This window comes from Dolichospermum lemmermannii CS-548 (assembly GCF_028330815.1).
In the GTDB taxonomy this organism is placed as follows: domain Bacteria; phylum Cyanobacteriota; class Cyanobacteriia; order Cyanobacteriales; family Nostocaceae; genus Dolichospermum; species Dolichospermum lemmermannii.
In genome coordinates this window covers 1-5,251 of the sequence record NZ_JAQMTJ010000311.1, presented here as the reverse complement: position 1 = coordinate 5,251, position 5,251 = coordinate 1, and the positions used below count along the sequence as shown (strand labels likewise).

Sequence of the window (5,251 nt, the reverse complement as noted above, 5' to 3'; positions counted from 1 at the left end):
TCTTGTAGTGCGGGCATCTTGCCCGCTAGATATGTACCTCATAACACCGGGAAGTGCTGTAAATAGTTGAGGTAATTGAATTGGAAATTTTTGATAGTCCATGATTACTAGCTGAGATTTTGAATACACCACCAAACACTTGTAAAATATTCCCTCAAAGTTGATTAATTAAGTTATCTATTTGATAACTTTTTAACTTGCTAACTGGTGCTTGTGCTAAGACTATTTTATCTTCATGATCCAAAATCACTCTGCCATAAATTTGAGGTAATAAAGATTGCCATTGCATATCCCCTAGTTTACCTACCAGAGAAATATCTATGGTATCGCTAATATCTAAATCTTCCATTAACAGATTCATGGCTACACTAGATAAAAACATTTCTGCATCTTCAATAGCAATATTACCTGTGTGGATAATCAGAGTAATTTTTTTCTTTTTAGAATGATTTGCTAAAATTTGAATAACTTGCTGTAATTCCCAGCCTAAATCGTCTTCATCTACTGACCAATCTGGGAAAATCACTATATTAATTTCTTGTAATTTCAAGTCATTTATAAGGTTGCTGTTTTGGTATTTTTCTGAATTAAAATATCCATACCAATCTTGCGATAATTTATTTAAGACAGAGATAACATGAGGTTTTCCATGAAATCCAAAGGTGTTTTCCCAAGAGAAGTTTTCAATTTCTTCTATGGGTTGTTCAAAACTAAATTTAATAGCAACTTCTAAAGGTGCAAATTTAATACCTTGATCTTTAAACCAGTCATAAAAATAATGACAGATAATCAAATCTTCTGATAAAGACGTGGTTTTTATATGATCAAAATCTAATTGTGAAGATAATTCTAGTAACTTTTTACTTCTTAAAGAAAAACCACCATTTCCTACCCTATTTTTAGTTAAGTCAAGTATATCTACAGTTTTACCTTCAGAATTAACCAAATGAGATTGTTTGCGCCAAGGTGCGCTAACATAATCATAATTTAAAAATTCCTCTGACCACAACTGAGGATTGATAATAAAACCATCTCCCTGTGTAACTAAGCAAAATTCAGTCTCTATAAATGAATTAAGCTCTTTGATTATAAATCTGCTATATTCAACTAAACTCTTGATAGGATGAATTTTAATAATTTCTAATTGGGGAAAAAGTTCGAGGTATTTTTGATCAATTTCCTCAGATGTAAAGAATAATATTCTATTAAAGTTTGCGTTTAAATTGGAAATTACTAAACTTAGTAACGTAAGTTCTATGTCTACGGAAGATATGGTGACTAGAGTTGTATTTTGGAGATTGATTTTATTTGTATTTTTATCCAGTAAATGAATAGTATTATTCAATAATTCTGTGATATTAATAGCCTGTTGTGTTTTAGCTAAAGATCCACTATAAAAAGTTCTTTCAGTAAAATTATCTGCTTGGGTATCTCTGACTATGAAAGGAGGATGTTTTAATGGAAACTGCATTTCTTCAGCAGGTATATTAGCTAGGATACTATTTGAATCTGTTGCATGAGTTCCTTCTTTTCCAAAACCAATATTAGAAACTAAATTGATATTTGGTAAAACACTTAAACCTTGATTTATATAACAAGCAAATAACCAAGGATAATCCCAGGTATCAAAACCTTCATACATACTTTGGAAAGTTGCTGACCAATATCTAAATGCTTGTTCATCTTGGAGAATATCAAATAGCCAATTTTCATTTTTAACTAGAGGCCAAAGCTCCATAGTATCATCATAATATTGCCATGCTCTTTTCCAAGTAGCCCATCCCCAACAATGGTTATAACGGGAAAAATAATAACTATAATTTCGTCTTTTTTGTCCAAACTGAAGATTTTGTCCAGAAACTAACATGATTTTGGTATTATGACGATACTCTTCTAATAATTCTTCACAAAAGCGAAAGAAACTAGGATCAGGGAGACAATCATCTTCTAAAATAATTGCTTCTTCAACTTGAGAAAATACCCAATCTAGTCCAGTATAAATTCTCTTTCTACAACCTAAATTAACATCAGAGTAATTAGTTAATACTTCACACTTCCAGTCAACTTGATGAATAATTGCTCTAGCAGCAAGACACTTTTCTTGTTCTCCAGCTTTATTTGTTCTTGCACCATCAGCTACTACTAGCAATTTAGGGGGTTTAGCTTGACGAATTACTTGAAAAACTCGCTCTGTGACATCAGGACGGTTAAAGATGATAAAACACACTGGAGTTTTTAATTGCCATTCACTCATAAAATTTTAATTTTTAAATTGCAATTACAGGACTGGTAATTTGAAAACATGATCTTCCTAAACAAGAGCGTTTTTCGCTAGGTAATCCTCCTCTTGACAAAAGATTAACATCTTTAAAGAAGATGGAAGTGCAGTTTTTATAAAGGTAACTAGGAATCATTCCATAAAAATCAATCCTGATAAATCCAGATGCTTGTAATTTTTCCATACCTGGTGCGTGTCTGTGATCATCTGTATTATCAAAAATGATAAATCCTTGATTTTTGACTTTGGATATAGCAAATTCTGCACATTGATTTCTATTGCTACCATCAACAATAATTATATCAAATGAATGATCTTCATATTGATTAATAGCAGAAGCATATTCTAAATCATCTTCAATCAAATATAGTTCTACATTTGAAGGCATATTTTCTTTGATATATTCAAACCAGTTTGCATCACTTTCTATAGAAATTACTTGTGTTACTCTTTCCGACCACCAAAGAGACGAATTCCCACTACCATATTCAAAAATACGAAAATCACTATCTATTTTATTTTCAATAAATTCTATAGCAGGATAAGTGTACCAAGGAATAGGTTTTGCTTCTTGATTAATAGGTTTTCCTGAATATAAAGAATTTAACCATCCAGAAGTCTGTAAATAATTAATACCTGGCGGTAAATTTCTGGAAATTTCTTCCCAATCATTAGCTAATATTAGGCTATGAGCTAAGGGTATTAACCCAGTTTCAGAAAATTGAGGATTTTCAATGATTGTTTGTTTAAATAATTCGATGGCTTGAGGAAATTTCTGTTCAGCAAATTTTTGATAAGCTTTGGATAAGCTACTTTCTTTTTGTTGTGGCAGCGTATTATATTGTAGCTGATCTAATAGGTTTAATTTTTCTATATCTAGTGAATTTTTGATTATCTCTTCTAAAGTCCAACAAGGTAATTGTAACCCTATTTGATTAATAAATTCTTTGTTTTCACCTTCTAAAACAATCCTAGAGTGTAAAATTGGCAATAAACCTTTATATTCTTCTGGTGAATTTGTCTTGAATAAATTAAATTGTGGTAATTTATCATCATCAGTTTCCATATTTCTTTGATAACAAAGATTAAGTACAACATCTGCTAATAAGAAGTTCGCATCTTCTAAACTGGTATTTTGGATATCAATAAGTAAGGCAATATCACTATTATTAGGGTGATCAATAATGGACTGACATACATTTAGTAATTGTGCAAATATTACTTCTATAGATTGACTCCAATCTGGGAAGATGATAAAATTAATATTTTTAAAATTCAGTTGATAGTTGTTTTCTTCTGATTTTATAGCTTTTAATACAGCATGAACATGAATAACTTGATTTCCCGAATTTTTCTCATCAATGCTAACAATACTAAATTCCCCTTTAAAACCATAATGACTTTGACAACCTGCTAAATAAAGAGGAAATTCTTGGCAATAATACATAAAGGAATTAATATTCCAAAAACTGACATGGGTAGGATCTTGAAATGCTCCTCTGCCATCAGTTGATGGTACACTAATGTCAACTATTCCATCTGGCTTTAATATTCTCCATATTTCATTCATTGTGTGGATTCTATCAGGCAGATGCTCAATAATATCATGTGCTTTGATAAAATCAACACTATTATCTGGAAATGGAAAATGTCCATTCAAATTAGCAATAACATCTACACCATCAGCAGCAACTAAATCTACACCTATAAAACCTTCAGCCTTATGAATTCCACATCCCAAATCTACACAAATTAGTTTCGATGAAGCTGATAAGTTAGAATTATCCATAATGTCAATTTCTTTTTTTAGATTATCAGGTTGTTGTTGATCTGTCTGGATTTAATTTTACCAGTTTTTCCATGAGTGCGATCGCTTGCTTAACCCCCTAACCCCCTCAATTACCCCTACCTATATATAGAGAGTACCCACAATTTCCAAAAATCTATCACTTTCTGGATATAGTAATGTTAATTTTCACAGATCTTTACAATTGACATGAAAATGTCAGTATCAATCCCTTGACTCCTGCTATAATCTATCCATATTTTATGATACAATTATTAACAAGTATCCAAGTGATTTTAGAAACGCAATTGATTCTTCTCTACATACTCACCGCAGTCACCGCTTCCATAATTTGTATTTGAGGAATAAAAACTATGACAACTACATTACAAAAAGCTATTGTACCAAATAATCATTTAATTCTTACAGGAATTACTTGGGAAAAATTTGAGCAAATAGAAACCACCTTTCAAGATATTGAGGGGATAAGATTTATTTATTTAGATGAAGAATTAGAAATTATTATGAATTTAGGACAAGAACATGAATATTACAAAAGAACAATTAGTTTATTGTTAGAAGCATACTGTAGAGAAAAAAGAGTTAGATTTTATGCTAGAGGTAGTGCCACTTTAGGAAATAAAAATATAACTGGACGTAAAGAACCTGATGAATCCTATATTTTTCATAGTAAAAAAGACATTCCCGATTTAATTATTGAGGTAATTTTTACCAGTGGAAATATAAAAATATTAGAAATATATAAACGAATTGGTATTCCTGAAGTTTGGGTTTGGGAAGATGGATTATTAAAAATCTATGCTTTAGAAAATGGTGAATATAATCAGGTTAATCAAAGTCAATTATTACCAGATTTAGATGTACAAGTGTTAAATCAGTATATTGACTACCATGATCAATATGATGGAGTCACAGAATTTATTAATTACTTAAAAACTCAATAAATAACCTGTTCAAAACTTTATTAATTTTTTAACAACCTGGGTTCAACAATGCTCATTGGTGTCAACTTAACGTAAAACCCATAAGAGGTTGTTTGAAAAGTATCAGATGAAACCCATAATCTCCAAAAACCTAACCCCCCTGCCCCCCTTCCCTACCAGGGAATGGGGTTTTCAAAGCCTCTCCCCGCGTCGGGGAGAGGTTTGGAGAGGGGTCAATTTATA

General features: G+C 31.2%; 3 protein-coding genes. 1 reads left to right on the top strand and 2 read right to left on the bottom strand.

The features are described from left to right. Positions 1-154: 154 nt before the first annotated feature. Both PN450_RS22085 and PN450_RS22080 read right to left on the bottom strand, forming a co-directional pair. Positions 155-2,254 carry a DUF5672 family protein gene (locus tag PN450_RS22085; RefSeq protein WP_271837569.1) on the bottom strand — a complete coding sequence of 700 codons (2,100 nt, stop codon included), beginning with the start codon at positions 2,252-2,254 and terminating at the stop codon, positions 155-157. Between the two features lie 13 nt (positions 2,255-2,267). Beyond that, the gene (locus PN450_RS22080) at positions 2,268-4,067 is read right to left on the bottom strand and encodes a methyltransferase domain-containing protein (protein ID WP_271837568.1); all 1,800 of its coding nucleotides are present in this window, start codon (positions 4,065-4,067) and stop codon (positions 2,268-2,270) included. A 371-nt stretch (positions 4,068-4,438) separates the two neighbouring features. Here PN450_RS22080 and PN450_RS22075 point away from each other — a divergent pair, with 371 nt between their 5' ends. Then, positions 4,439-5,029 (top strand): Uma2 family endonuclease, encoded by a 591-nt coding sequence (locus PN450_RS22075; RefSeq protein WP_148763988.1) that lies wholly within the window; start codon positions 4,439-4,441, stop codon positions 5,027-5,029. Positions 5,030-5,251 lie beyond the last annotated feature (222 nt).